Annotated in this window: 17 protein-coding genes and 1 pseudogene; 5 read left to right on the forward strand and 13 right to left on the reverse strand. The window is 56.0% G+C overall.

From position 1 onward, the window contains the following. Positions 1-37: 37 nt before the first annotated feature. A complete protein-coding gene (locus IQ22_RS13985; protein WP_145143022.1) occupies positions 38-817 on the reverse strand; it encodes an ABC transporter substrate-binding protein in 780 nt (259 codons plus the stop codon). A 450-nt stretch (positions 818-1267) separates the two neighbouring features. On the opposite strand from IQ22_RS13985, the gene IQ22_RS13990 reads away from it, so the two are divergent. The 3 genes from IQ22_RS13990 to IQ22_RS14000 all read left to right on the forward strand — a co-directional run bounded on the left by IQ22_RS13990 (position 1268) and on the right by IQ22_RS14000 (position 3074). Then, positions 1268-1903, forward strand: coding sequence for a M15 family metallopeptidase (locus tag IQ22_RS13990; protein ID WP_425298868.1), 636 nt, complete (start codon positions 1268-1270; stop codon positions 1901-1903). Between the two features lie 58 nt (positions 1904-1961). Beyond that, positions 1962-2216 carry a hypothetical protein gene (locus tag IQ22_RS13995; protein ID WP_145143026.1) on the forward strand — a complete coding sequence of 85 codons (255 nt, stop codon included), beginning with the start codon at positions 1962-1964 and terminating at the stop codon, positions 2214-2216. 156 nt (positions 2217-2372) lie between these two features. Next, positions 2373-3074 (forward strand): DUF2726 domain-containing protein, encoded by a 702-nt coding sequence (locus IQ22_RS14000; RefSeq protein ID WP_145143028.1) that lies wholly within the window; start codon positions 2373-2375, stop codon positions 3072-3074. Between the two features lie 110 nt (positions 3075-3184). Here the strand turns inward: IQ22_RS14000 and IQ22_RS14005 are convergent, their stop codons facing one another. Beyond that, positions 3185-4906, reverse strand: coding sequence for an ATP-dependent DNA ligase (locus tag IQ22_RS14005; RefSeq protein ID WP_145143030.1), 1722 nt, complete (start codon positions 4904-4906; stop codon positions 3185-3187). A 252-nt stretch (positions 4907-5158) separates the two neighbouring features. Here IQ22_RS14005 and IQ22_RS14010 point away from each other — a divergent pair, with 252 nt between their 5' ends. Continuing rightward, positions 5159-6400, forward strand: coding sequence for a DUF2254 domain-containing protein (locus tag IQ22_RS14010; protein ID WP_145143032.1), 1242 nt, complete (start codon positions 5159-5161; stop codon positions 6398-6400). A 39-nt stretch (positions 6401-6439) separates the two neighbouring features. Here the strand turns inward: IQ22_RS14010 and IQ22_RS14015 are convergent, their stop codons facing one another. From IQ22_RS14015 to IQ22_RS14060, 10 genes and pseudogenes are all read right to left on the reverse strand, one after another. Further along, complete coding sequence (locus IQ22_RS14015; RefSeq protein ID WP_145143034.1) at positions 6440-7456, reverse strand: ligase-associated DNA damage response exonuclease; 1017 nt, start codon at positions 7454-7456, stop codon at positions 6440-6442. 129 nt (positions 7457-7585) lie between these two features. Continuing rightward, positions 7586-9163, reverse strand: a complete 1578-nt coding sequence (locus IQ22_RS14020) for a putative bifunctional diguanylate cyclase/phosphodiesterase (RefSeq protein ID WP_145143036.1) — start codon at positions 9161-9163, stop codon at positions 7586-7588. A gap of 422 nt (positions 9164-9585) precedes the next feature. Beyond that, positions 9586-10341, reverse strand: a complete 756-nt coding sequence (gene cobA / locus IQ22_RS14025; protein WP_145143038.1) for a uroporphyrinogen-III C-methyltransferase — start codon at positions 10339-10341, stop codon at positions 9586-9588. Positions 10342-10868: 527 nt separating this feature from the next. Then, the gene (locus IQ22_RS14030; protein ID WP_145143040.1) at positions 10869-13613 is read right to left on the reverse strand and encodes a nitrate reductase; all 2745 of its coding nucleotides are present in this window, start codon (positions 13611-13613) and stop codon (positions 10869-10871) included. A 100-nt stretch (positions 13614-13713) separates the two neighbouring features. Then, positions 13714-15042, reverse strand: a pseudogene (locus tag IQ22_RS14035) (FAD-dependent oxidoreductase); the annotation flags it as partial. Between the two features lie 275 nt (positions 15043-15317). After that, entirely contained in the window at positions 15318-15818 is a 501-nt protein-coding gene (locus IQ22_RS14040; protein ID WP_145143044.1) for a thioesterase family protein, read from the reverse strand. Between the two features lie 519 nt (positions 15819-16337). Continuing rightward, positions 16338-18008, reverse strand: coding sequence for a bifunctional protein-serine/threonine kinase/phosphatase (locus tag IQ22_RS14045; RefSeq protein WP_145143046.1), 1671 nt, complete (start codon positions 18006-18008; stop codon positions 16338-16340). A gap of 135 nt (positions 18009-18143) precedes the next feature. Then, a complete protein-coding gene (locus IQ22_RS14050) occupies positions 18144-19355 on the reverse strand; it encodes a nitrate/nitrite transporter (protein ID WP_145143335.1) in 1212 nt (403 codons plus the stop codon). Between the two features lie 406 nt (positions 19356-19761). Further along, complete coding sequence (locus IQ22_RS14055; protein ID WP_145143049.1) at positions 19762-20535, reverse strand: hypothetical protein; 774 nt, start codon at positions 20533-20535, stop codon at positions 19762-19764. Then, positions 20536-20742, reverse strand: coding sequence for a hypothetical protein (locus IQ22_RS14060; RefSeq protein ID WP_208733641.1), 207 nt, complete (start codon positions 20740-20742; stop codon positions 20536-20538). 256 nt (positions 20743-20998) lie between these two features. On the opposite strand from IQ22_RS14060, the gene IQ22_RS14065 reads away from it, so the two are divergent. After that, a complete protein-coding gene (locus IQ22_RS14065; protein WP_145143053.1) occupies positions 20999-22714 on the forward strand; it encodes a diguanylate cyclase in 1716 nt (571 codons plus the stop codon). A 1-nt stretch (position 22715) separates the two neighbouring features. Here IQ22_RS14065 and IQ22_RS14070 read toward each other — a convergent pair whose 3' ends face one another. Continuing rightward, complete coding sequence (locus IQ22_RS14070; RefSeq protein WP_145143055.1) at positions 22716-23297, reverse strand: ANTAR domain-containing response regulator; 582 nt, start codon at positions 23295-23297, stop codon at positions 22716-22718. Positions 23298-23313: the final 16 nt, after the last annotated feature.

Below are 23313 nucleotides of genomic sequence, written 5' to 3' on the forward strand. Positions count from 1 at the left end.
GGCGCTGAGTAAGGCAACGTTATCCGATAATGGCAATTTACTTGGTGTTATAGAGATCTAGGTCGCCAAAGTATTTTTTCTGGATTTTTTCATAGGTGCCGTCCGCATGAATGGCGGCGATACCCTTGTTGAGCAGTGTTCTCATTTCATCGTTGCCCTTGCGGACACCGATAGCCGTATCGGCTGGCAACAGCTCGTCATGAATAGTCTTGTTAACGAATCCCTTGGCCTGAGGCGATTTCATAAAGCCTTCTTCAGCCTGGAGCATGTCCTGCATGGCAACATCAACACGGCCCGAAATCAGATCGGCATAGACCTGGTCCTGATCTTGATAGCTCTGCACGTTAACGCCAGCCGGTGCCAGCTTGGCCTTGGCGAAGCTTTCCTGGATAGTGCCTTGCTGAACGCCAACTGTCTTGCCTTTGAGAGACTCTGGTGTAGGTTCGAGGTTGGCACCTTCCTTGACGACCATCGAGGTTGGGCCAGACCACATGCGATCCGTGAAGTCGATCTGCTCGGCACGTGCCGGCGTTACAGTCAAGGAGGAAAGGATGCCGTCGAACTTGCGTGCACGCAGCCCCGGAATCAAACCGTCAAAATCGCTTACGATCCAGCGGCACTTTACGGCCAGTTTTTCACAAATCGCATTACCCAGCTCAACATCGAAGCCGGCAAAGCTACCATCCGGTGCTTTGTACTCGAAGGGAGGGTAGGTTGTATCTACACCGAAGCGGATCTCTTTAATGTCCTTGGCCAGAGCGGAACCAGTAGCCAAACACAGCGCCATTGCAGAAAGAGCCAGCCATTTCTTTTTCATGTGTTGTCCTTACGAGTTGAATGCGATGCAGCGCGCAAAAGGCGCGTTGCCTCTGACCTAAGGATTCAGCAATAACCGAACCAATTGGCCATCATGGCGGCTCGAACAGATGAAATCAGAGATTTCGGACCGCGCGAACCACTCGGTGAGGCGGCCAATGAAACGTATCATGCGCTTAAAGTGTGCGAAAGTCCGGCATGGGGCATGAACTTGCACTTTTACGACGCATTTTAACCGTGCTCCAGGCGGTTAATAATGTGGTTTCAGAAGCTTCTACATCAGCCAGAACGAGGGGGAGGCTCTGGGACCGGCATGAAGGGCAAGTATCATGATTAATGGCTTTCATCCGTCTGCAATTTTTCGATACGTTGTCTCGACTGGCCCAACGGAGCGTTATGTATGTTTACCGAGGGTGAACTGGTTGGCCTTGCCCGTACGCATATTATTCAAGTGGATACGCCACGCTTTGCCATTCACCGCGCCGTTCATGAGCCTTTCCTGGCCTTGCAGGCGGCGGCACAGCGGGACGGGTTTGCCTTGTCGCCGTTCAGCGCCTTTCGAGACTTTGAGGCGCAGCGGCGAATCTGGAATGGAAAGTTCACCGGCCAAAAGCCGGTATACGACCAGAGGGGACATATGTGCACTATGACTGGCTGGTCGGATGACAGGCGTATAGAGGCTATTCTTGGCTGGTCGGCTCTGCCAGGCGCCAGCCGGCACCATTGGGGAACGGAAATTGATGTGGTAGACCGGAGCCGGCTCCCATCCGGCTATCGAATCGTCTTGTTGCCTGAAGAGGCCCAGCCAGGCGGGGTCTTCCATGAATTACACCAATGGCTGGACGAGCATGTCGAGTCGTTTGGTTTCTTTCGCCCTTATCGGGCCTATCAAGGGGGAATTTATGAGGAACCCTGGCATCTGAGTTATTGGCCGGTTTCCCGCGAAGCAATGGCGCTTCTTAGCTTCGATATGCTTGAGGCGGTGCTGCATGCAAGTGATCTGGCGGGTAAAAAAGCGCTCTTCAGGCGTCTTCCCGAGGTGTTTGAGCGCTATATTAAAAATATCTGCCTGCCTGTGACGCTATAACCGGTGCCTCTATCAGGCTAAGCTATGTATGTAACCCAATCGTATTTTGGAGTCATTGGTGAAAAAGCCCCAGGCACAGCCAGCATCGTCCCTACAGGATGACGCTCATACGCATGATGGCAAGGGAGTGGCCTTGTTCGTGCTCGGCATCATTTTGGCACTGTTCGGCGTCATTGCTATGAGCATAGAGTTTGCCCGTGGTACGCATCACTACGGCATGCCAATGATCATCTGGATGCTGGCTTTTCTGATCAAGCTGGCGGAAAGCTTCAGACTGCGGCATCTGCTCAAGCAGGCTCAGACGCCGAAGTAAACCTCCTGGTTCTTATCCTTACCGCTCCGCTTTACATGTACCCGCCCGGCTTTCGCTCGCTCTGACGGAGCGACGCGCAGGGCAGGGAGGGCGATGCCGTATGGGCGTTGCAAAGGCTTTATCCGTTTTCATTTTCTGTTGTCGTTGGTTTTTCCTATGCTTCAAGCGCTTTCTGCGCACTCCACACTATTGTGGGGTGTCGCTGCTGGTATCGTTCTGCTGTTAGTTATCAAGTTCAAGCTGTCCAGCACGTTTCGCCGTGATTTCCCCTATGTGCTTAATGAGGCTCTCTTCACGCCTGCCGAACGCAATTTTCTACGGGTACTGGACAGCGCGGTCGACGATGACTACCGCGTTTTCGGCAAGGTGCGCATTGCTGACGTGGCCAGCGTTACCGATATGCGTGATCAAAAGCGCTGGTACCGAGCATTTAACAAGATCAGTGCTAAACATTTCGATTATGTGCTTTGTGATCCAGAGGACTTGTCATTTGTTGCGGTCATCGAGCTGGACGATAAATCCCATGAGCGCGCCGACCGGCAGGAGCGGGACGTCTTTGTCGAAGGCGTGTGCAAGGCGATCAACCTGCCGCTCATTCGGATTCCAGCACGTGCGACCTATTCGACTACAGAGGTAAGAAGCGAAATTCTGGATGCCTTGCGTGAGCGTGGTGCATCAAGGCCCCGCCGCAAAAAAGCGAGTCAACGTATAGCGCCTTCTACGGCTACCCCGGTCTGTTCGCGCTGCGCTTCGCCCATGGTACGGCGACAAGCTAGAAGCGGCGCGAATGCCGGTGAAGCGTTTTGGGGCTGCAGCGCTTTTCCGACTTGCCGCCATGTGAAGCGCATCAATGAGTGAAGGTGCGGCGGTTGTAGAAAGCGCCGCCGGTAGGCTCCTTGATAGATAATACCAGCCTATTAGTTTGGCAGAATAATACCTGATCGTGAGGCAACAGTAATCAGTAACGTTTAGACCAGAAGCCCCTGCAGGATCTCCAGCGTGTCGGCTTCCTCGACAGGCTTATCGTGTCGCCAGCGCAGCATGCGGGGGAAGCGTACGGCCACGCCACTCTTATGACGAGTAGAGAGGGCAATGCCTTCGAAGCCCAGCTCGAATACGAGGGTCGGTTCGACGCTGCGCACCGGGCCGAATTTTTCGACGGTTGTCTTGCGAACGATAGCGTCGACCTTGCGCATTTCTTCGTCGGTCAGGCCGGAGTACGCCTTGGCGAAAGGCACCAAGGTACGATCCTTCGTGCCGGGTGGGCCATCCCATACGGCAAACGTATAGTCGGTATAGAGACTGGCGCGGCGGCCATGTCCACGTTGGGCATAGATAAGGACGGCATCGACAGAAAACGGGTCGATCTTCCATTTCCACCAGGTGCCCATGTCCTTTGTTCGTCCAACGCCATAGAGCGAGTCCCGTGCTTTGAGCATCATGCCTTCTACGCCCAAGGTGCGGGAAGCTTCCCGTTGCTGGGCAAGATCCTGCCAGTCCTTTCCAGTAAGCAAGGGCGAGGGGCGAAGTAGCGGACTGTTACACGCTGCTGTAACGGCTTCAAGCTGAGCGCGGCGTTCATGTTGCGGGCGGCTACGCCAGTCTTGACCCTGCCACTCCAGAAGATCGTAGGCCAGGATTACGACGGGCACGTCTTCGAGCAGTTTCTTGCTCAAGGTCTTACGACCTATGCGCTGTTGCAGGAGCGCGAAGGGTTTAACGCCGAAGGGAATAGGCTCGCCCGGCGCATGCTCGGCCTGCTGGTGCGTAACTTCTTTGCTGCTCATGAGCAGGTCGGGGGTTTCTTCATCTTTCCAGACTACGATCTCACCGTCGATAACCGTACCGTCGGGCAACCCGGCTGCCAGCGCATGAAGTTCAGGGAAGCGGTCTGTGACCAGATCTTCGCCTCGCGACCAGATCCACAGGCGTCCATCGCGCTTGACCAGCTGTGAACGGATACCGTCCCACTTCCATTCCACCTGCCAGTTTTCGACAGGGCCAAGCTGAGTTTCGAATTGCTCGACCGGCAATTGCAGGGCATGAGCCAGAAAGAACGGATAGGGCTGACCGCCGCGCTGGGCATGTTCATCCTCCGACTCGGGGGCGATCAGGGCGCGGTAGCGTTCAGCTGTAGGGCGGTGGGACAGGTCTGTATAGCCAACCAGGCGCTGTGCTATACGCTTGGCATCAAGGTCCGCCATGTTTGCCAATGCACGTGTTACCAAAAGCTTGGACACGCCGACGCGGAACTCGCCGGTGATGAGCTTGAGACTGACCATAAGGCTAGGTCGGTCCAATTGGGACCACAGCATGGGCAAGCGTTCGGCCAGTGCTTCCGGCGGTAGGCCGCGCAAAGGCAGGAGCCGTTCTTCTATCCAGACTGCAAGCCCCTCATCGGAAACATGTTCGGCCGTTGGGATAAGCAAAGACATCGTTTCTGCCAGATCGCCTACGGCCTGATAACTTTCCTCAAAGAGCCACTCCGGTAAACCCGATGCCGCAATCGTCAGCTCCCGAAGCTGGCGTGTTGGTACCGTACGCCGAGGGCGCCCTCCGGCCAGGAAATAAACAGCCCAGGCCGCATCGGCCGGCTCGGCCTGGCTGAAATAATCCTGCATGGCCTGGAGTTTGGCATTACTGGAGGTAGTAGCGTCCAGACGGGCATAGAGATCGGCGAAGGCTTTCATGATGGTCTCGCTTTCCTAATACCGCGGTTTGAAGCGATGAGGACCGGGCCGCTTGCTCATTATCGTATAGAGCAACGTCTCTGTTTTCACTATCGCTTCGCTGTTGTTATGAGCCTGTTAAAGGGAAAGGAGTTCTTTGTGCCGCCTGATACATGTTTTTTTTCATATTCCTGCGCCCTGTTTACCTATGGGCGTGGAACAGCTCGACAGCTGTTCCCTTCTAACCTCTATCTAATGATGAGGTTGTAGTAAATGGGGCAACATATACGCTTTATTTGGATCGAATGCCGGGATAGCCTCTGGTTCCTTCCCATGGTCATGTCGCTTTTGATGGCTGGGTTGGCTGTGGCTCTGGTTTCCCTGGAGCGCTTGGGAATAATCAGCTCGGGTGAGCAGCTGGTATGGTTGGCGGGCAGTACAGGAGAGGGGGCTCGCTCAGTATTATCGGCAATCGGAACCAGCGTGGTGACGGTTACCGGTACTGTTTTTTCCATCATGATCGTTGCGCTTCAACTCTCCAGTAGCCAGTTCTCTCCGCGTCAGCTCAGAAACTTCATGTCTGATCGTGCCAATCAGGTAGTGCTGGGAGGGCTGGTAGGTACTTTTACGTACACATTGATTGTTATGAGTATGGTTCGTTCCGCCTCACCACAGTCGGCGCCTTTTGTTCCGCAGATTGCTATGGCCTTAGGCGTCGTACTGGCACTTACCAGTATCGGATTGATTGTTTACTTTATTGATCATGCTTCTCGTGCCATGCAGATTGCCGTCATCTTGCAACAGGTGACACAGCAGGCTGTTGGGCAAATCGAGCATGCCTTTGTGCCTCTTGGGGAAAAACAGGCGGAGCTTGATCCTTGTGTAAGCGAGGCATTGGATAAAAAAGGATACCCGCTCTGCACCGAACAAGGGGGATACTTGCAGGCAGTCGACCGTGAAGAGCTGCTTAAACTGGCACGCAAGCAAGGTTTAATCGTTCGCTTAGAGCATCGTATTGGAAAGTTTATTCTGCCGGGAGATGTACTCGCCTTGGTCTGGCCTGCTGAGGCTATTGATGAGACCGTTATGGCTGAGCTACGCAAAAAGTTCGTCCTTGGCTCAGACCGTACGCCGGAGCAAGATATCGAGTACTGGCTGATCGAGATGGCGGATATTGCAATCAAGGCGTTATCCCCCTCGATCAATGATCCAACCACGGCCTTTCGGGTTATCGATCGGCTCTGCGAGGTATTGACCATTTTGGGTCAACGGCAAGCCTGTTCGATTTATTGCAGTGAAGACGGGCGGATCCGCTTGATCGAGCGACCGTTGTCTTTCGAACTAGCCGTAGGGCTTGCCTTTGAGCAAATTTATCACTTTGGTCAAAGCAATCCCTCTGTACTTAAAAAGCTGGCTGGCTCGGTAACTGCCCTGATAAGGCTACTCCCGCATGAAAGGCAGGCCGTTTTGGTTCAATACAGTCGCTTGCCGGAAGATGTAAAGGACAAGCTTTAGCCCCTATTGGAACAGGGCCTCTTCAGCGCACCCCTGCGTTCAAGAGGCCTTTTCAATTACGGATTCGTCATCCTCTTCGCCGTATTCGGTAGTAAAGCCCTGTGCATCCAGCCCTTGCTCACGCAGATAGCGTACCAGCACGCTTACTGAACCGTGGGTCACCATGACTCGTTCGGCCCCGGTCTGCTCGATAGCCCATAGCAGGCCAGGCCAGTCGGCATGGTCGGAAAGGACGAAACCACGATCCACACCCCGACGGCGACGCGTGCCGCGCAGCATCATCCACCCGCTGGCAAAGGCATCACTGTATTCGCCGAAGCGGCGAACCCATGTGCTGCCGCCTGCTGAAGGAGGCGCAATGATCAGGGCTTTGCGCAGGAGCGGATCGTTCTTCTTGAAATCTCCGGCATAGTGGGTTTCCGGCAGGTAAATCCCACCTTTCCGGTATACGCGATTAAGCGGCTCTACAGCGCCATGGGTCAGAATGGGGCCGATACTGGCATCGATGCCATGCAGGATGCGCTGGGCCTTGCCAAAGGCATAGCAGTAAAGAATGCTGGCACGCTCTTGCATAGCGTTCTGCCGCCACCATGCGTTGATCTGTTCAAAAATCTCGCTCTGCGGTTGCCATTTGTAGATCGGCAAGCCAAACGTGGACTCCGTGATGAACGTATGGCAGCGCACAGGCTCGAAGGCAGCGCAGGTGCCATCCGCTTCGACCTTGTAGTCCCCCGATGCTACCCAGACCTCACCCTGATACTCCAGCCGCACTTGGGCCGAGCCCAGTACATGGCCGGCGGGGTGAAAACTGATTTTTACACCGTGATGATCGATTACTTCGCCGTACTGCAGCGTTTGTAGGTTGATGTCTTGGCCTAGGCGGGAGCGCAGGATGCCTTCACTAGGTGCCGAACCAAGGTAGTGCTGGTTTCCCCAGCGAGCATGGTCTCCATGGGCATGGGTAATGACGGAGCGTTCGACGGGGCGCCACGGGTCTATATAAAAATCACCAGGGGGACAATAAAGACCTTCGGGACGGGCAATGATGAGATCCATGGCTACGCTCGTGAGGGACGTATCTATCAGAGCAGAGGGAGGCGGCCGAGTTCTGTAGATTCTGGATCTGAAAGCGGAGGGCAGGCTGCACGAAAGCAGGCGATGGATAACTGGCCTTTCCTCTTCTGGTCAAGTGCTCTCGTAATAGCCAAGGGACAGGCGTTTGGCGTGCTGTTCCAGTAAGAGAAGTACATCAGCAGCCGGTACTGCACGGCTAAACAGAAAGCCTTGCCCGAACTCGCAACCGGCGGACTTGAGCCAGGTTGCTTGATAGCTGTGTTCGATGCCTTCGGCAATGGAAGGCATGTTCAGGCCGTGCCCAAGGCCCAGGATGCAGCGTACGATCTTGTCGTCCTTTTCGTTGATAATCATGGAATTAATGAATTCACGATCAATTTTCAATTTGTCGAATGTAAAACGACTGATCTGCGCCATGCTCGAATAGCCAGTGCCAAAATCATCGACAGACACCTTAATGCCTAAAGCGCGGAGCGTATCAAGGCTGAGCTTGGCCTGTTTGATATCTTTGATGATGGCGGTTTCGGTGACCTCGATCTCCAGACGTGAAGGTGACAGGCCCGTTTGTATAAGAATGTTTTCTAAACGTGCGGGTAGATTTGGGTCTCGCAGGTCGACAGCGCTCAGGTTAAAGGACAAGAACAAATGCTCCGGCCAGCTCTGGGCATCCTGGCAGGCCAGGAGCAGGAGGTAATCCGTAAGTTCAGTCATTTGGCCGCTATCTTCGGCCGCCGGGATGAATTTATCGGGTGGAATCGAGCCATGTACCGGATGGTCAAGACGAGCCAGCGCTTCAAAGCCGGCAATCGTCATGCTGCCCAGTGCGACAATCGGCTGATACTCGGGACGTATATAGCTTAGTTCGAGCGCTTCGCGCAGTGTCTGGGAAATGCGGGACTGTTCTTCTAGGACATGATCTTGCGTCACGTCAAAGAAGCGAATGGCATTTTTGCCGTTACGCTTGCCCTGATAGAGCGCCACGTCGGCTCGGCGCAGCAACGTACTCATATCGGTTCCGTCGTTCGGATAGCGGGAAACGCCATAAGTAGCCGCCGTGGTTAGAACCGTCGAGCCCAGTACGCAGGGGCTCGACACCAGCCGGGCCAAGCCTTCCAAAGTGGCCTTTGCTGCCGTCTCGCTCTTGGCCGAATGCAGCAAGATGGCAAATTCGTCTCCGCCCAGCCGACACAGGAAGTCGCCCTGCGGCAATGCAGATCCGATCCTTAAACCAATATCCTGCAGAAGCGTGTCTCCTATGCCGTGGCCGTAGATATCATTAATTGCCTTGAAGCCGTCCAGATCGAAGATAGAGAGGAAAAAAGGCTCGTTACTGGCTCCCACGGCGCGAGAAAAATGCTCTTGAAGCGCTCGGCGGTTGGGTAGGTGGGTCAGATTGTCGTGAGTGGCTAGATGATAGGCTTCTTCCTGGGCCTGCTTGCGAGCAGCAATTTCCTTGCGCATGTCCACGATACGCCTGAAACCGAAAATGAAGCCGCACCAACCGATGATAACCAAAGCGGTAAATACTTCATCAACTTCCCAGCTCTCATGCGTTGCGCTGAAGCGGACCACGGCCTCAAAGAATTCGAAGCGAACCAGGGCCAGCAAAGCGGCTACGCCAAGTACAAGAACGATAATGAAGTCCCTGATGACTTCCCGAGAGGAAAATAGCGAATGGTTACTCGACATTATCGACGGGCTCGGTCATAGAGTAGAAAAGGAGCGCAGCAAGCAGCCCCTGCCGTAAGCAAACGCTAGTCAGTAATCGACCGGGTGCTTACAAACCTGAGGGCTTCACATTAAAACGACCGTTTACTGTTCAGCAATAGCAAGCTATCGATTCGGATATCTATACGTCTGAAACTAAGGGACTAAACGGTGAGCCGAGATTGAAGTTTGCTGCTTGGTCCTTGGCGAGCCAGTGTTGTCGTGAAGATAGCGAATATTCGGCTATATCGCGCAGCTCAAAATGCTGCTCCTATGAGCCTTGCCATAGGGTAGCTTTACATTGTGGTCAGTAGACCTTTACCTGGCAGCGCTTTTTTGTCTTGTTAGCGCTCCCTTTGTTTGAATGCTCGTTCAAACGAAGGGAGCGCTGGATAGAGGCGGCATTACCCGAAGTGTGACAGCGGCTCGCAGAGCGGCGTGGACTGTACGAAGGACGCTCCCACCACATCGCCAATAACCAGGATCGCCGGGCTCTTGAGCTGGAAGAGGGCGGCGTCTATCTGGAGGTCGGCCAGGGTACTGCGACCTTCGCGCTGCTGGGGAAGTGAGGCGTTCTCGATCATGGCTACCGGTGTCGAGGCAGGCAGGCCACCTTCCAGCAGGCCCTGTTGTACGTCCTGTAGCCGCGCAACGCCCATGTACACAACCAGCGTAGTACCGCTTTGCGCCAGGGCCTGCCAGTTTAGCGTGCTGTCATCCTGGGTATGGGCCGTCACCAGCGTGACGCCTCGGGCAATGCCACGATGAGTCAGGGAAATACCCGACAGGGTCGCGCCGGCCAGTCCTGCTGTGATGCCGTTAACAATCTCTGCCTGCACACCTCGTGCGGCCAGCCACTCGGCTTCTTCGCCACCCCGTCCGAAGATGCACGGATCGCCGCCTTTTAGCCGCGCCACCACTTTGCCCTGGCGGGCATAGCGCAGCATAAGCCGGTGGATAAAAGCTTGGGGCGTGGAGCGACAGCCGCCGCGCTTGCCGACTTTGACGATGCGTGCTGTTGGGCAATGCTCCAGAACGGCTGGATTGACAAGGTCATCGATCAGCACAACCTCTGCCTCATGAAGAGCGCGTACGGCTTTGAGCGTCAGAAGCTCCGGATCACCAGGGCCTGCGCCGATCAACCAGACTTTCGCATTCATAGATAAACCCTCATCAGACGTTCTAGGGTCCTGGATCGTCAGTTCTTAATCGAAACGATAATTCAGAACGCTTGGTATAAAAACACGGCAAATAAAAAAGGCGCACCCGCTGTTACCAGCGAGGACGCCTTTGTCCGGTTCCGTAGAGATACGTAGTCTCCCGGAGGTGCCGTGGTCGCCTTTGATCACGGCATCGTATGTAAAGCGTTGGTTGCAGTGATTATGCCAAGTACGCAAAGGCCTGAGCTAGTGGGGTTTAAGACAGGCCGAGCAGTATTGATACCACTAAAGTTGCACCAAGGAGGGGCGCTGTGTGTTGATTCAGTGCGCTTGCTTGAGGCATGACGTGCTCATAGACCTATCGAAATGCGTTGCCTTGTGTACAGAAAACCTAGAAAGGCCTGAGATGATGGCTGTAACGTAGGTCGTCTGCCAGAGGCCTATTCAGTGGTACTTCTCCCTATGTAAGTTGAGTAGGGCGACCCGTATGCGGTAATGCTGAAGTGGGTCGCCGTGTCAGTTGTCTCTCAGGCGCTTTGGGACAGTGCAGCGCTCTGTAGCATGCGCTTGATCTCTGGAACACAGGAGCCGCATTGTGTGCCGCAGCCCAGAGATTGCTTGAGTCCGTTCAGGTCCAACCCTTCGGCAATACCGCCGCGGATAGCATCCTCGCTAACATTCATGCAGTTGCAGAGGGTTTTACCGCTAGCCGCCATGTTCCTTCCGGGTGGTGTACTGAGCGGTGCCAGCAGCCAGCGGCGCAGGGGCTGATCCGCCCGGCCTTCCTCCCAGAGTTCTTTGAGCCAGCGCCGTGCGATTGTTTCTCCCGTTAGGCACAGTGCCGTGATCCGTCCGTTCTCAAGGCGAACGCGCTTTCCTATCTGGCGGTGGGCATCGTCATAGGCCATGACGGGGCCTTCCGTTAGGTTCAGGGCTGTCATGATCTGGTCGAGCAGGGCTCTATCCGGCGCTTCAGCATGCGCCGCGCGGATGACCAGAGCCGGGCGCTCACGTCCGGTCAGCATGAAGCTGGCATGGGAGAAAGGCTCAAAAAACGGACGTAGAGCTTCGAAGCGCTTCTGCACATCGCCCTCAACCAGGGCGTACAGCTCCCACGGTAATTCAGCGTGCTCAATGTCGATCCCGGCATGTTTGAGTTCTGGTTGCTTGGAGAGCGGGTCGTAAGTAGGCAAAGTCAGAACATTCACGCCCAAGCCCTTCAGGAAGCGGTTTCCCCAGTGCATAGGGAGGAAGGCTTGACCGGGACGGACGTTTTCATCCGCTTCGACACGCACGATAAGGCTACCGCGCCGGCTTTTGACTTTAACGAGTTGACCGTTAAGCAAGCGACGATCTTGTAGGTCGTCCGGGTGTACAGAGAGCAGCGGCTCTTCCACATGACTGAATAGCCGCGCGGCAGTGCCGGTACGGCTCATGCCATGCCAGTGATCGCGCAGGCGGCCAGTGTTCAGCGTGAGCGGATAGTGAGCCTCTTGCTGCTCCTTGGCGGCAGCATACTCTTCGGCAATGAAGCGCGCCCGGCCGGACTCGGTAGGGAAGCGGCCATGGGTGTACAGCCGTGGCGTACCCTGCGTGGCGCCTATTGGAAAAGGCCATTGCTGCGGTCCTTGCGTGTCGATCAGGTTATAGCTGATGCCGGATAGGTCCAGATCGCGGCCTGCAGTCAGGTGTTTGTATTCCTCGAACAATGCCTGGGGGGTCTCGAAGCGGAATCGGTTGGAAACCTCAGGGTGCAGAAGAGCTTCGAGCCGCCGGGCAAAATCCGTAGTAATGGCCCAGTCCGGGCGTGCCTCACCAGGCGCAGGTATGGCAGGGCGGACATGACTGATGCGACGTTCGGAGTTGGTAACGGTACCTTCCTTTTCGCCCCAGCTGGCGGCGGGGAGCAGCAGGTCGGCATAACGGCAGGTCTCGGTGGTAAAGAACGCCTCCTGAACCACCACGAAGGGGCATTTGGCCAGGGCTTCGTGAACTTTTGTCTGATCGGGTAGCGACTGTGCCGGGTTGGTGCAGGCGATCCAGAGCGCCTTGATCTTTCCGCGATGTACCGCATCGAACAGATCGATGGCAGACAGGCCCGGCGCTTCCGGCAACGCGTCGACGCCCCAATAAGCGGCAACCTCGCTTCGATGAGCCGGATTGGCTACTTCCCGGTGCCCCGGCAGCAGGTTGGAAAGACTTCCCGTTTCGCGTCCGCCCATGGCATTGGGCTGGCCGGTCAGGGAGAACGGGCCGGCACCCACTTTACCAATCTGACCCGTGGCCAAGTGCAGATTGATCAAGGCCGTATTCTTGGCCGTTCCGGCGCTGGACTGGTTGAGGCCCATGCACCAGAGCGACAGGAAGGCAGGCGACATGCCGATCCAGCGGGCGCAGGTGTTTAAAGCATCAACGGTAATCCCACACAGCTCTGCAACCATGGCAGGCGTGTAGGTACGCGCCAGGGCCTTCAGCGCCGTGAAGCCCTCAGTATGCGTATTGATGTAGGAATGATTGATCCAACCCTCCCTAAGCAGAATGTGCAAAACGCCATGAAACAGCGCCACGTCCGTACCGGGATGGATAGCGAGGTGCAGATCAGCCAGCGCAGTGGTATCGGTACGACGCGGATCGACCACGATGATTTTCATGTCGGGCCGCTGTGCCTTGGCTTCTTCCAGACGGCGGAACAGCACTGGATGGGCATAGGCCATGTTGCTGCCGGCAATGAGCAGCGTCTCGGCCTGCTCGATGTCTTCGTAGGAGCAGGGCGGCGCATCGGCACCAAGGCTGCGCTTGTAACCAACCACCGCAGAGGACATGCATAGCCGCGAGTTGCTGTCGAGGTTGTTTGTTCCGACCAGGGCGCGGGCCAGTTTGTTGAAGGCATAGTAGTCTTCAGTCAGAAGCTGTCCGGAAATATAAAATGCCACGCTGTCCGGGCCATGCTCGCGAAGGGTTTCGGCGAACACGTGAGCGGCGTGGTCGAGTGCGCTGTCCCAGTCAGTGCGGCTGCGAGCCAGCCCCTTGCCCAGGCGTAACTCGGGATAGAGCGCACGTGCATCCAGGTCGCCGGTCAGGTGCAGTGTCGACCCCTTGCTGCACAGCTTGCCGTAGTTGGCTGGATGATCAGGGTCACCTTTGACGTCCAGGATACGCACACCGTCATGCTCGATCAGGACGCCGCAGCCCACGCCACAATAGCAGCAGGTGGAGGGCGTAATCTGGGTCGCGGCAGCGTCACGAAACGGTTCGTGAAGATGGATGTTCATTCAGGTACTCCATTCTTTTCTTTGGACGCGGGCCGTGTGGCAAGCGAGATAGATCGGTTAGGCAACGGCCAGGCTACGGTATTGCCGAAGACGGTAAATGCAGGCTGTGTTCGGCAATTGCCTTGACGATGGCGCCTTTGCAAACGCTGTTACTGCCGCAAATCCCTATCTCGTCACTTATCGGTGTGGTCTTGTCCTGACTCTGGTGAGCAGCGTTACCCAAGGCATGCTCGCCGAACATCAATAGGTCACGTATCGTGCTGACGTTGCGGCGCTCGCGGATCTGGCGGAAATACCAGTTACCGTCGGCGGTGTCGCCGTACAGGCAGGCGCCAACAAGAATGTCATCCTTGATGACCAGCTTTTTATAGACCCCGTCGATAGGGTCAGAGAGGGTGATTTCCTCGCAACCTTCGCCACCCATGAAATCACCGGCAGAAAACAGATCAATACCGGTTACCTTAAGTTTGGTCGACGTGACCGAGCCCTGATAATGCGCAGTGCCCTGTAAAGCCAGGTGATTCGCACAAACCTTGGCCTGTTCGAACAAAGGTGCAACCAAGCCGTAGGCGATGCCGCGGTGAGCGGCACATTCACCAACGGAGTAGATGTTAGGGTCAGAAGTACGAAGAGCGTCATCAACAATCAGCCCGCGATTGCATTCCAGACCGGCCGCTTCGGCCAGTGCATAGTTCGGACGGATTCCAGCGGCCATCACGACCAGATCGGCCGGAACTTCATCCCCATCGGCAAAGCGCACGGCGCAAACACGGCCATTGCCATCATCCAGCAGTTCAGCAGTTTGCTTGGGCAACAGGAAGTTGAGGCCACGGCTTTCCAGAGCCGTTTGCAACAGCGTGGCGGCGGTCTTGTCCAGTTGGCGCTCCATCAGCCAATTACCGATGTGAACCACCGTCACATGCATGCCTCGAAGCTTCAAGCCGTTCGCGGCCTCCAGGCCCAGTAGGCCGCCGCCAATAACCACGGCATGGCGGTGGGTTTCAGCGGTGTCGATCATGCTCTGGGTGTCGGCAATATCACGATAGCCAATCACGCCCTGCAGATCCTTACCTGGAACGGGCAAGACGAAGGGGGTAGAGCCGGTGGCGATGATCAGGCGGTCATAGGTGGCCACGGTGCCGTCCTCGGCGATCACGCGGCGATGCTCACGGTCGATCTGGATAACTTTACGGTTCAGATGCAGCTCGATGTTGTGCTTGGCATACCAGGCGAGGTCGTTCAGCACGATCTCTTCAAATGTCTGCTCGCCAGCCAGCACGGGAGAAAGCAGTATGCGGTTATAGTTCGGATGCGGTTCAGCACCAAAGACCGTGACGTCATATAGGTCGGGAGCGAGCTTGAACAACTCTTCCAGAGTGCGCACCCCGGCCATCCCATTTCCGATCAATACTAGCTTGAGCTTTTTCATCAGGCGTCTCCGCATGCGTAACCCTGCCGGTCTCGCACTTAAATCGAGGCAACAAAAAAGGCGTCTCGCACAATCACTAGAGTGCGAGGACGCCTTTGTCCGGTCCCGTTCAATCGGGAGCGCCGCCATTCGCCATTGAAGGCTGCGCTTGATGTATGCCTATCCTTAAGCAGAGGACGTGCCAGTTTTGTAACTAGCGAATAATGCGGAGGTTTTACTGTTAGGGCAGGGCATGAACGGCCCTATTCATGCACCACCCTGATGCGCCATGCACATTAACCGTGCGATCCCTCCCGGATTGGCGTCAGGTTTTGCATACCCGAAGACGGTTGGTCGCTGACCCAGTTGACCTTGGGAAAGGTCCGGTGGAATGGCTTGGGCATCGGTTCGATATGCTTTTCCCGATAGTTGTAAAACACGAACCCGCACTTGGCGAGTGCGATCAACGTATCGGTATCAGGCCGCGTGATCCGGAAAATCATATCGCCGCCGTACTTGTTGAAATCCATGACACCTATGTCGAACTGCAGCTTATCGCGGGCGAAGGCTTCGGCCAGGTAGACAGTGGCAAGATCGGTCACCATCGTGCCGATGCCATCCTCGGAGCCATCCCTGATTCCGTAGTAGAACATGAAGCGAGTACGAGCTTCAGAGATCATGGAAATCATCGACTCGTTACTCAGATGGCCACCGGCATTGATGTCGGTACTGCGGACCGTTTGGTACGTTGTGAAATAGAACTGGTCGCTTGGAAGGTTGAGTTCGATGCGGGCCATGATGAGCTCCCATTTTTGGTTTTCTTATCGAGGCTTATGCTTGGAGCTGAACAAGCATGCCGTCTGGAATCGAAATCCCGCGTTACTTTTACACTGTCAACGGCTCTTTTGAGAAGCGGTTTAACGGAACGTTTTTAACAGGCCATCTTCACGAAGGAGTGAAGATGGCCTCAGCAGACTTCTGGTATTCCCTTCCGCCATGCTGAAGATTCGCCCTTTATGTCCTGAATGGCTGATCCTGACGCCGTTCACGTTTCGCAAGGTCTTCAAGCCGATCCTTGCCGTGTTGCTACTAAGCGGGGCGGGGTAGTGGCACCATGCATGTTTTCCAATTTGACCCGCCTGTATAACAGCGTAGCCAAGAAAGCCTACTTGAAGCGCTTAAACGTGCTGGTTAGTTATCTAACAGGCCTACTAGCCAGCCTGCAAATAGGCCTATAACCGGCTGGCCCTGATGCCGTTCCGATCGACCGGGATCTGGCGTAATGCGCTTGCAACCTTTCTCTGGCAGGCCAAGGTTTACTGACGATAAAGCCATATCAGAAGCATCAGCATATTCACCAACAGTGATACGCAGGCCACGCTGCGCCAGAAACCCACCGGATTTTGCTCCATCAGTGGTCGTGGCCGTGGCGCTGGCTGTTGCTCTGCCTGCTCAAGGGCCAGGAGCGCCTGTTCGGCCGTTTCGAAACGTTCAGCGGGGTCGGCAGCCACGCAACGCTGAAGCCAGTCGTTCAGCCAGGCTGGGGCGTCCGGTCGGTAGCGCAGGGCATTTCCGGGTTGACCAAAGCGCGGGCGCTGAAAAGCCTCGATTTCGCCGTATGGATAATGGTCTGTCAGTAATTGATAAAGGGTAACGCCTACTGCGAATAGATCCTGCTGCGGTGTAGGCGCTACGCCTTCAAAAGCTTCGGGTGCCAGATAGGTAGGCGTGCCGGGTACAGTATGTGCTTCTGCACGAGAGAGCCCTGGGCAGTAGGCCAGCCCGAAGTCCAAAAGTCTCAACTCTCCGTCATCACCCCGATGCAGGTTTTCGGGCTTAATGTCACGGTGCAGAATGTTGCGTCGGTGTAGCTGCCCTACCGCACGCAGCAAGCGAGTAGCTGTATCCAGCCATTCGCCCAAAGGAAGCGGGCCCCTCTGCCGGAGCTGTTCGGCCAGCGTCTGCCCAGCGTACTCACGCTGTACATAGTAAAGGTGCTGGCGGTGGGGCAGTGGATGCAGCTCAACGAACGCGCGGCCTGCTACACGCCGCAAAAACCACTCCTCCATGAGCAATGCCTGAGCAGCATGGGTGTCGTCCTGAAGGGCAGGTGGCAAGGTCTTGAGTAACCAGGCGTGGCCCGTCTCGTCATGCACGCGGTATAGCCAGGATTGCTGAGAGGCTGCAGTGCGCTGGGTCACTTGCCAGCCCTCGAATACCTGGCCTTCCTTCAGGCGCGGTGGAAGGGGCCAGCTTTCCACGGCAGCCAGGCTGTCAGCCAGTTGTCTTTCCGGTAAACCGTCGATTCGAATCAGCAGGGCGCTGGCATTATCCTGGCTGCCTGCCAAATGAGCGGCACGGGTCAGGGCCTGGGCTGCAGCGTTCATTGCTGGTTCATCGGACAGGATGCGGCGGACACCCTCATCACCTAGCGTGGCCCAGACGCCATCGCTGACCAGTGCAAATACGTCGCCGGTACGTAGCTCTCCCTCACGGAAATCCACGACCAAATGGGCTTCCAGCCCCATCGCCCGCGTTAAAACATGCTGCATGCCCGGCTGCTGCCAGACATGATCTTCTGTCAGGCAATACAGTTCACCGTCTCGCCAGTGGTAAGCACGGCAGTCGCCCACATGAGCCAGGGTGAAGCGATGTCCTCGCAGCACTAAAGCGGTCAACGTCGTTAATAAGGGTTGACCATTGCCAGCCGCCTGGAGCCAGCGGTTTTGTGCCAGGAGCAGGCGATCAAGCGCTTGCGCCACTGGCCAGGTTTCTGGCGTGGAATAGTAGTCCAGGGCCAGGGCCTGAACAGTCGAGTGTGCAGCAAGACCGCCATCGGCGCACTGGCTCACCCCATCGGCCAGGGCAAACAGGTGACCCTTGCTGTTGCTCAATGACGGGCTGGGCGTAACGCTACGCAGGGCGTCTTGATTCTCAGCGCGTGGGCCGGTAGCTGAGGATTCGCCAAGAGTAAGCATCAAGGGCATGGCCAGAAACGCCTGAGCAGACAAAAGGAGTCCATACGGTCTCGTGATGAAAGAATCGAATCGACAAGAAGGCCGTAGCGGGCAGCCTTCTTGTCATGACTCGCCTGAGCATAACCCGGGCGAGACTGCGAGTGATCAAACGCGGGCGGCAGTAACTGCGGCCGACCCCCACGTTGTTCTCCAGCGGCGCTTGACGCTCAACAGGCCGAACCAGGCCAGGACACCCAGGGAAGCGAATAGCCAGAGGCCCAGTTGATAGTCACCTGTAGACTGCTTGATGGCGCCTAGGCCTGCCGTCAGGGCGAAACCGCCAATGCCGCCGGCCATACCGATCAGGCCGGTCATGACGCCAATCTCCTTGCGGAAGCGCTGGGGCACCAGCTGGAACACCGAGCCATTACCAGCGCCCAGACTGAGCATGGCCACTACGAACAGGGCCAGGGCGGCCATGGCGTTGGGCAGATGGAAACCGACGGCTGCAATACAGATGGCGGCTACGGTATACATGCCCAGCAGACAGCGAATACCGCCAATCCGGTCGGCTAAGGCGCCGCCTAACGGGCGCATCAGGCTGCCGGCAAATACGCAGGCGGCGGTGTAATAACCGGCGATAACTGGCTCCAGGCCGTATTGATCGTGAAAGTAGCCTGGCAATGTACTGGCGAGCCCGAGAAAACCGCCAAAGGTCACGCTATAGAAAAACATGAACCACCAGCTGTCCTTGTCGCCCAACGCTTTTCCATAGTCGGCCAGTTTTTTTGGGGCAGGCCGCTCAGGCGCATTGCGGGCGAAGATAACAAAGAAAATCAACGTGGCAATCAGTGGGATCAGGGCGAAGCCGAATACGTTCGTCCAGCCGAACAGTTTGGCCAGGCCGGGCGCAAACAAGGCCGCGAACACGGTACCGGAGTTGCCGGCCCCGGCGATTCCCATGGCCTTGCCCTGATGCTGTGGTGGATACCATTGCGAGGCTAGTGGCAGGGCTACTGCGAAAGAAGCACCGGCAAAGCCCAGGAAAAGCCCCAGGAGGAGTGCCTGTTGATAGGTATCGATACCCAGCTGCCATGCGGTGAACAAGGCAACGATAACCGCGACCTGCCCAATGATGCCGGCTGTTTTAGGTGAAAGCGTGTCGGCGATGAAACCCAGAACCAAACGCAGCACCGCACCTGCCAAAATGGGCGTGGCGACCATCATGCTGCGCTGTTGGGTGGTTAGTTCCAGGTCCGTGGCGATCTGAACGGCCAAGGGGCCTAGTACATACCACACCATAAAGCTCAGATCGAAATACAAAAACGCCGCGAAAAGGGTAGGCGCGTGCCCGGCTTTCCAGAAACTCGTGTTCATTCGTGCACCTCGTAATCGACGATGACCTGCCGCAGGCCAGGGGTTGTGTTCGAACATCACAAGATGAACGCGACCGTTTGCATGGCGGAGTGCCGGAGCATCTGCATTCAACATTGCTATGGTGCGTCCATTTGCCCCAAGCGCTGGGGCTGAAACGACAAAGGCGCCACGTCACCCTCTGCCGGGGCAGGGGCAACGCGACGCCTTTGTCGTAGAGTGGCAACCGCCGTTGGTTACCGTTGATACTGTTCTTGCAAAGGACGCGCCAGATTGGTTAGGTGCTCAATCTCGAGGCTATAGAGATATACGGGAAGAACTGAAGGTGCGGTTTTCAGTGTCAATACGGCGCACGGTGGGGCAAGAGTGCTCGAAGATGGAGCACGACAGGTTTGTCGTGCAGATTGCTTCAGACGGTCGGCTCGACCTTTTTGCTGCGGACGAACCGCTCATACGCATCGAAATCGAATTTCGTGGCGGATACGATCTGGCTTTGCTTGATCGTTAGGTAAATGTCCTTGTCGGCCTCGGCGTAATGGGTTGTAAAGGTTACCCAGAGTTTATCTTTGTCGCGGTAGCCGCTCATGATGGGCTTGATGCAGACCTCCTGGTCAGCACCTTCCGTCTCGCTGGGTTCGCCCAGTGTCGTGATCCGCCCCACATAAACCTTGCGCTCATCCAGGGAAAGCATGAGCGTTTCCTTGTTGATCGTTGCATTGAGTAGCAGGTCGTCTAGGGGGCTGTCCTTAAGCAGGCCGGCCATGATAAAGGTCGCGTAGTTCTCTTCCTTTAGGCCGTACCGGAGCTTAAGGTTTACTTTGGCCAGGACGGCCCAGCACCTGGGGATTAACAGCGCCGTAATCGTCAGGATCAGAATCCAGGCCATCTGAGTAGCCTGGGAGGCTGCTTCGATGGTGCCAGTGCGCTGAATCAGTCGGGCCAAAGCTGTAAAGTAGTTCAGCGAGAGGGTATAGGCGCCCACAGGCCAGCTTCGGTTCGAAACTACAAGAAACAGAGCAAGGTGAAGCACCAGCGCCATGAGTGAGCAGAACAGGCCCAACCGGGCACTTTGCAGATACAGGTACTGGCCTTCGTAACGGTGCAGCCGAAAATAGTACAGCGGGTGCCAGTGGCAGACCAGAAAGCCGCTGACCAGAATAGGCAGAAGAAGGAGAAGGAACATTTAATCGCTGACGAGACGTTTGGCGCGGGCCAGATCCTGTTTGAACTCCGGGGATTCGAAGATTTCCTCAGGATCAATACGGATGGTGCCCCGACCAACGACGCGCAGGGATTTATACGAATTGTTGATCGTTTGCGCCAGTTTCAATTCTTCTTCCGAAGGTGTGTTGAACAGGCCGATCAAGCGTTTGAACATGGCGGTTTCCATACGTGGCTTTCCGTGGCTTATAGCCCAGATAGGAGCAGTGTTCAATAGACATCGCCTAAGACACTATGGCTCCCGGGACAGGTTGCTTCATTGACCCTCCGGCCAAAGGCAGCTGCTTATAGGCAGGCCGTAGAATAAAGTGATCAGAGCCTCTTCAGTTTTGAATGCACGGTTCGATACAGGAAAGTATCTGAACCTGGTAAACCGTAGAAATCTACCGCTCAAGGCCCGATTGAGTGATAACTGGACGCAATAGATGACCAACACGGCTTCGCAGCTGCGTAGCAGATTTATTCTGATCATCATCATGTTGGTGATCAATATCCTGGTGCCCCTGCTCAGTACCGACTGGATCAAGGCAGTACTGGATGAGTACGAGGTACATGAGTTTCGCCTGCATAGAGTCCAGCAGCTGCTGTCGGCGATCAAAGACGGCGAAACGGGCCAGCGTGGTTTTATTCTGACCGGGCGAGAAGATTACCTGACCCCTCTATTCCAGGGGTATGCCGAGGTCGACCATTTACTGGGGCCATTGGCGCAGGAGCTTGATCCAGACAGATTTCCTGAATTTACCGTTTTGCAACAGCAGATCATACAGCAGCGCAATTACTGGAACAGCGTGATCGAGCTGCGCCGCGAGCAAGGTCAGGAGGCTGCCATTGCTCGCGTTAATGTCGGTGAGGGTAAGCGGCTAATGGACTTGATACGGCAGGAGGCCGGAGCCATTGAAGCGCGTTTGAAGCAGCAGGGTTTGATGCTGGAGCAGACAACCGAACTGCGGCGGCAGATCGTTCGTATCGCGTTACTGTGCATAGCCTTGCTCGATCTGTTCCTGATTGCCCTCTTGTACAAATTTACCTTTCGCATCCTGCGCGAAACCCAGGAAAGCGAGCGCAAGTTGTTTGAATTGTCTGAAGAGTTGGCTCATGGCATGGAGCGACTTCGCCTGCGTAACCATGAGACCGTTCTCATGAGCCGAATGGCAGGCGCGCTGCATTCTACGACTGACTTTCCTGAGTGTTACGACATCATCACGCGTTTCGCCAAGCAGCTTTTTGGTAGCGCACCTGGCTGTATTCACCTTTATCATCCTTCCCGCGATGTGCTTGAGATGGTTGGTGCATGGAATGGTTGGGAAGCACAGAAAACATTGTTCGAGCCTCATCAGTGCTGGTCTATTCGTCGCGGACAGACTCATAAGGTAAGTGATGTCAGCACGGATCTGATCTGCTCTCACATGACGGATATCCCTCTGGCAGGTGATGGTTACGCCTGCGTGCCGCTTATGGCGCAAGGCGAGCCGATAGGCGTACTCACGTTATGCAGTCACCCTGTATCCGGTATGGAGCTGGCCGAGGCCTTTGCCGAGCAGGTGTCCTTGGGCGTCGCCAACCTGGCGTTGCGGGATAGCCTGAGACATCAATCCATCGTAGATGCGCTCACGGGACTGCACAATCGCCGTTTCCTGGACGAAACGCTGAGCCGTGAACTGCTGCGGGCCGGGCGCAACCAGGCGACTACCGCGGTGGTGCTCTTGGATGTTGACCACTTCAAGCGGTTCAACGATAACCACGGTCACGAGGCTGGCGATGCGGTACTCCGGCATCTTGCCGTAGAAATGAAGCGGCTGGTTCGGGCCAGTGATCTGGCTTGTCGTTACGGGGGGGAAGAGTTCGCATTGATCCTGCCGGATTGCACACCGGCCGGTGCCTTGTCGCGCTGCGAGGCCCTGCGTGAGGCGGTCTCGCATATGCAGGTTATTTATGGCGGCGGCCCGCTGGGGCCCATTAGCATTTCCCTGGGGATCGCCTTGTATCCGCAGCACGGTACGCACGCTGATCAGCTATTGCATACAGCCGATAAGGCGCTCTACGAGGCTAAGAACCGTGGACGTAACCAAGTGTACATGAGCGACTTGGCCAGTGAGAGCGACTCGCCAGCCCTGACTGACCTGACGAGTCCAGAATACTGACCTAGGGCTGAAAACCGAGCAGTTCATTCATGGTAATGATCTGCTCGGCCACCTGAATCAATTTTTGCTGTTTGCTCATGGCCTGCCTTCGCATCAGGGTATAGGCCTGCTCCTCGTTGCAATCACGCATTTTCATCAACATGCCTTTCGCCAGCTCAATACGCTTGCGCTCGGCCAGTTGCTGATCGCGGGCTTGAAGTTGTGCCCGTAGCGCCTGGTCGGTCTCGAAGCGCGCCATGGCAACATCAAGAATGGGTTGCAGACGTTGGGCATGAATACCCTCTACGATGTATGCGCTGACACCGGACTGGATCGCTTGGCGCATCACGTTGGGGTCGTGCTCATCCGTGAACATGATAATCGGCCGGGGGCGATCGCGTGTAACCAGGCAAACCTGTTCCATCACGTCCCGGCTGGGCGATTGGGTATCAAACAGAATAACGTCGGGCCGTAAGGCCTCGATCCGCGCAGGCAGATCAATTGTCAGGCCGGACTCTTCGATCACATCGAAGCCGGCCTCCAGCAGAGCCGCTTTGAGGCGGCCTACTTTCTTCGGGGTATCGTCGATAAGCAGAATGCGCATGGTGCTCGTCGCCTCG

It is taken from the genome of Pseudomonas duriflava (assembly GCF_007830155.1).
GTDB lineage: Bacteria > Pseudomonadota > Gammaproteobacteria > Pseudomonadales > Pseudomonadaceae > Chryseomonas > Chryseomonas duriflava.